The organism is Actinomycetospora sp. (assembly GCF_055612215.1).
The window spans coordinates 1-4,593 of sequence record NZ_JBVPVA010000242.1 but is presented as its reverse complement, the minus strand read 5'-3'; the positions used below and the strand labels follow the sequence as shown (position 1 = coordinate 4,593).

Below are 4,593 nucleotides of genomic sequence, written 5' to 3'. Positions count from 1 at the left end.
GACCTGCGACCGCTGGGACATCGGCGGGGTCTCCACCGCGCTGCACCCGGACACCGGCCGGCCCACGGTGTTCGTCCACGACGGGCACCCGGGCGGGGCGGGCTTCGCCGACCGCGGGCACGAGGCGATGCGGACGTGGCTGTCGGCTACCCGCGACGCGATCGCCGGCTGCGAGTGCCCGTCGGGGTGCCCCTCGTGTGTGCAGTCCCCGAAGTGCGGCAACGGCAACGACCCGTTGGACAAGGCCGGCGCGGTCGCAGTGCTCACGGCCGTGCTGACGCGCCTGCCAGGCTGACCTCCTGCGTGGCGCCGCGCCGGATCGCCGTGCGCGCCTGGGCCCGCCAGCCCGCCCGATGATCAGGGGCACACCACGCACCCCCGCGGGCCCTCTGACGTGCCTCACGTGCCCCTCGTGGGGCCAGGCCGGGCGCACCTGCCGCCTCCCCAAGATCACGGACACACCACGCAGCCCCGCGGGCCCTCGAACGTGCCTTAAGTGCCCCTCGTGGAGCCAGGCCGAGCGAGAGCCGCGCCGGCCGGGCGCACCTGCCGCCCCCGAAGATCACGGGCACACCACGCAGCCCAACGAGCACCCGAACCTGCCTGAAGTGCCCCTCGTGGAGCCGAGCCGGAGCGCGCCTGCAGCCCCCGAAGATCACGGGCACACTGCGCAGCCCAACGAGCACCCGAACCTGCCTGACGTGCCCCTCGTGGAGCCAGGCCGAGCCGGGGCGCGATGAGCGAGCGTTGCGGGAGCCAGCCCGGGGCATCGACGCCGTCGCGGACGGATCGGGCTGGTGGGTTCCGCCGCGGGCCGGGGTTCGGGGCACCCGGCCCGCGGGGAGGTCTGTCACGCCGCAGGGCGGGGAGGGTGCTCGACCCGCCCTGCGGCGCTGTCTCGGGCGGCGGTGGGCGCGGGCGCGCTCCGGAGTGGTCACGGGCGCACACGTCGCGCCCACCGCCGCGGGGTGGGCCGGACCTCGGCGTCCTCCCGGCGGAGCTGCGCGGTGGCGCGCTGCGCGGGGACGTCGTCGGCGGTCCTGGCCGACCCGAGTCTTCAGTTGTGGTGGTCCCGGGCGCACCCGGGGTCGTGCCCGTCCGTCAGGAACGGATGCCGGTGGCGACCGTCGCCAGCCGGTAGGTGGAGCTGCCGCCCAGGCCGCGCTGCGGACGCTCACGGACGGCCTCGGCCATGGCGTCCTGGACGCTGTAGGGGTCCGGCAGGCGCCAGCCGCACGCCGCCGGGCGGACCCGCCAGTGGATCGAGCCCTGCGGGAACACCGACGGCGGCGCCGCCAGGTAGCTCCCGCGGCCGTGCAGCGTCATGCCCGGGCGGCCCGCGAGGTCCGGGCGCAGCGGCTCGCCCGGCAGCACCGGGAACAGCCACTCGCCGGTCGGCGTCGCGGCGATCGGCACCGGGACCCCGACCGCCCGCAGCGCCGCCGCAGCGCGACGACCGATGCTCGCGGGAACCTCGATGACGTCGAACGTCAGGCCGGTGGGCAGCAGGATCGAGTAGGGCAGGCCGGACCACCAGTCCGCGATCCGACCGGTGTCGGTCGTCGCCGCGGCGGCCCAATCGTCGAGGACGGGAGCGGGACCGGCCTGCGGGGCGTCGGTGCAGCCGGTCCAGACGTCACCCTGCGGGAAGGTGCCCGGGACCACCGCCCAGCCGTGGTCGGCGAGCACCATGGCCTCGGCGCGGAGCTCGGTGCCGTAGACGGCGCGGTAGCTGTCCCACCACTGCATGCGGGTCCTCCCGGTACTGGTCCACCCCGTGCGGTGTTCCTGCCCCAGTAACGGCGGGTCGCCACCTGATTTCCACCCGCTGTCGCCCATCGGCCGGGGTGGAACGCCGAGCGCCACCCTTGGCACCGTCGAGCGGGCGAACGCGCCACGGACGGGGGTCGGACGCACCACTCGCCCCGGCTGCACCAACCGTGTCACCGCTCAGCGGGAGGCTGCGGCCGCTCGTCCGCTGAGGACACGGTCCGATGACGATCGCTGACCGCGCCCTCAGCGATTCGAGGCATGACCTTCACCACAGGACCTGCCCGGGCACGCACCGTGGTCAGGTCCCCGACGGGTAGACATCCGCAGGTCCGGGCCACGTCGACCTCCAGATCCCACCCGATCCAGGTGCACCGGACGAGTGTGGCGCCGTTGCGCTCGGCGACCGTCCGCGAGGCAGCGCACGCCGACTCCCGCCCCTGCACGGAGTCCGCCGCACCCGCGAGGGCGGCGAGATCAGCGGCGTTCTCGGCGCGGTGGCGGGTGGCCACCGCGGACCCGAGCACGAGCAGGGCGCCCAGCAGGAGCCCCACGGTCCCGATCGCCCCGGCGGCGAGGACGGTGGCGAGCCCCCGGTCGTCGCGCGGCCCGAGCCACCGCACGGCGCTCACGGTGACGCCCCGCCCACGGCGGGCGCGCCGGGCAGCGGCGGCGCCGGTGGGACGGGCGGTCCGGAGGTCTCCGGGTCGGTGTCGTCGGTCTCCCCGGTGGGGGCCGCGACGGCGGGCTCGCGGGCGGCCACCGCCTCGGCAGTCACCCGCAGTCCGGGCAGTGCGCCGCCGAGCGGCGGGACCCGGACCACGATGTGGACCAGGTCCCCCTCCGGCTCCACGCGTACCTCGGTGCCGCTCGGGAGCGCCCGGGCGAGCGCCTCGGCGCCGGCCATGTCGTCTCGCGACGCCCGCCGGGCCGCCTCCCCCGCGGCGTCCACGCAGCGGACCTGCGCGACGACCGCCCCGACGGCGGCGAGCACGACCGCGAGCACCGCGACGAGGCTCCCGATCGCGATCGCCGCCTCGACGGTGACCATCCCCCGGTCGTCCCACCGGCCGTCGACGTCCGCTGCGGTCAACCCGCCGGGGTGAGCGCGCGCTGGACGAGGCCCGTCAGCGCGCCCATCACCGCCGGCGCGTTGACGATCACGAACAGCAGGCCCGCGAACGCAGCCGCGGCGATCAGACCGATCGCGTACTCGACCGTCGACATCCCCTCCTCGTCGCGGGTCAGGGCCACCAGGCGGGCCATGAGCAGCGCCACCGCCGTCGTCGGGTTCTCCATGGTCGTCTCCTCTCGTCCCGGGCCCGGGGTGGGCCGCGGTCGTCATGTCCGCTCCAGCAGCGGCGCGGCGAGCCCGATGACGACCGGGGCGATCCCCAGCGCCAGGAACGCGGGCAGGAAGCAGAGCCCGAGGGGCCCGGCGACGAGGACGCCGGCCCGCTCGGCGCGGGCGGACACCGCCTCGGCGGCCTCGGCCCGGACGTCGGCGGCGACCGTCGTGGCGACCTCGGCGATCGCGGAGCCGCTGCGGGCGGACCGACGGGCCGCACGGGCGAGCCGGGCGGTCCCGGGCTCGTCCAGCGCGGGCGTCCAGGCCTCGGAGGGGTCCGCCCCGAGTGCGAGCAGGTCGGCGACCTCGGTGAGGGCGTCGGCGACGGTCCCGGGGAGCGACGTCGCGACCGCCCGCACCGCGCGGTCGAGCGAGAGGCCCGCGCGCAGACAGGCGGCGAGCTCGTCCCAGGCGCCCGCCTCCTGCCACGGGTCGCGTCGTGCGTCGCGACGTCGCGGCCGAGCCGGGGGCGCGGCGGGCCCCCGCAGCGCGCGCACCCGCGAGCGCGACGCGACCGGCCCCGGGGCAACGAGAGCCGCGACGGCCAGGAGGACGAGTCCGGCGGCGAGGGCGGTCACCGGACGACCCCCGCGGTCAGTCGCCGGCTCCACTCCAGCCCGGCGGCGACCAGCGCGGCACCCACGACGAGCAGGACCTGGCCCACGCCCGTGCCGCTCAGCACACCGAACGGGTGGGCGCCGACCAGCTGCCCGAGCACCAGGCCGACGCCCGGGAGCGCCGCGAGCACCGCGGCGGTGGTGCGCGGTCCGGCCAGCTGGGCACCGAGCCGACCCGCGAACCGGGCGCGGAGCCGCAGATCCTCGGCGACCGCCTCCGCCAGCGCGGCGAGCCCGATGCCGTGCCGGTCGGCGAGCGCCCACGCGTCGGCCAGCCGACGCAGGTGCGGCCCGGCGAAGGGGTCGGTGGCGGCCTGCTCGCGCAGCGCGGCCGGGACGTCACCACCCAGGCGTGCCGTCGCCTCGACGCGGGCCAGAGCCCGGCGGGCGGCCGGCCCGGCGTCCCGGCCGGCGGCGGCCGCCGCGGAGGCGGGCGGGTGGCCCGCACGCAGCTCGGCCGCGAAGGCCGCGAGTCCCTCGGCGAGCCCGGCCGTGGTCTCCGTCCGGGCCCGCTCGCCCTGCCTCGCCCGTCGCCCGCGCAGCAGGACCGCGCCGAGGACGACCGCCGCCACCGCGCCCCCGACCCCGGCGAGCAGCGCGGCGACGAGGAGCCCGGCGAGGACGGGCACGACGGCCGGCACACCGGACACCGCGCCGCGTGCCCGAGCTGTCGGCACGGGAGTCAGGGCCCGCAGTCGTCCGGGTGCGCCGGCGGACGGCCAGGCCACCGTCGCGCCGGCGACGAGCAGGAGCGTCACCGCGAGGGTGCTCACGCCGACCCCACCGGGCGCAACGAGGCGACCCCCGCACGCAGCACCGGCCGGGCCGGGCCGCGCGTCGCCGCCGGGGCGACCGGCG

General features: G+C 77.9%; 7 protein-coding genes. 1 reads left to right on the top strand and 6 read right to left on the bottom strand.

The window, feature by feature from the left end:
• The coding region (locus AC0CYZ_RS06635) for a Zn-binding domain-containing protein (RefSeq protein WP_472213539.1) at positions 1-295 on the top strand (295 nt) is incomplete at its 5' end.
• An 806-nt stretch (positions 296-1,101) separates the two neighbouring features.
• Here AC0CYZ_RS06635 and AC0CYZ_RS06630 read toward each other — a convergent pair.
• The 6 genes from AC0CYZ_RS06630 to AC0CYZ_RS06605 form a co-directional block, all read right to left on the bottom strand.
• Positions 1,102-1,749 carry a bifunctional DNA primase/polymerase gene (locus tag AC0CYZ_RS06630; RefSeq protein ID WP_472213537.1) on the bottom strand — a complete coding sequence of 216 codons (648 nt, stop codon included), beginning with the start codon at positions 1,747-1,749 and terminating at the stop codon, positions 1,102-1,104.
• Positions 1,750-1,943: 194 nt separating this feature from the next.
• On the bottom strand, positions 1,944-2,402 hold the full coding sequence (locus tag AC0CYZ_RS06625; RefSeq protein WP_472213534.1) for an Rv3654c family TadE-like protein: 459 nt from the start codon (positions 2,400-2,402) through the stop codon (positions 1,944-1,946).
• Positions 2,399-2,863, bottom strand: coding sequence for a TadE family type IV pilus minor pilin (locus AC0CYZ_RS06620; RefSeq protein ID WP_472213532.1), 465 nt, complete (start codon positions 2,861-2,863; stop codon positions 2,399-2,401). Before AC0CYZ_RS06620 ends, AC0CYZ_RS06625 begins: the two co-directional genes overlap by 4 nt.
• Positions 2,860-3,069 carry a DUF4244 domain-containing protein gene (locus AC0CYZ_RS06615; protein WP_472213530.1) on the bottom strand — a complete coding sequence of 70 codons (210 nt, stop codon included), beginning with the start codon at positions 3,067-3,069 and terminating at the stop codon, positions 2,860-2,862. Before AC0CYZ_RS06615 ends, AC0CYZ_RS06620 begins: the two co-directional genes overlap by 4 nt.
• A gap of 42 nt (positions 3,070-3,111) precedes the next feature.
• Positions 3,112-3,696, bottom strand: a complete 585-nt coding sequence (locus AC0CYZ_RS06610; RefSeq protein WP_472213528.1) for a type II secretion system F family protein — start codon at positions 3,694-3,696, stop codon at positions 3,112-3,114.
• A partial coding sequence (locus AC0CYZ_RS06605; protein WP_472213526.1) for a type II secretion system F family protein occupies positions 3,693-4,593 on the bottom strand: 901 nt, incomplete at its 5' end. The genes AC0CYZ_RS06610 and AC0CYZ_RS06605, both read right to left, overlap by 4 nt.

Bases quoted from the DNA above. Each gene is read 5' to 3' on its own strand.
- AC0CYZ_RS06630 (WP_472213537.1), bottom strand. From the start codon at position 1,749: ATGCAGTGGTGGGACAGCTACCGCGCCGTCTACGGCACCGAGCTCCGC.
- AC0CYZ_RS06615 (WP_472213530.1), bottom strand. From the start codon at position 3,069: ATGGAGAACCCGACGACGGCGGTGGCGCTGCTCATGGCCCGCCTGGTG.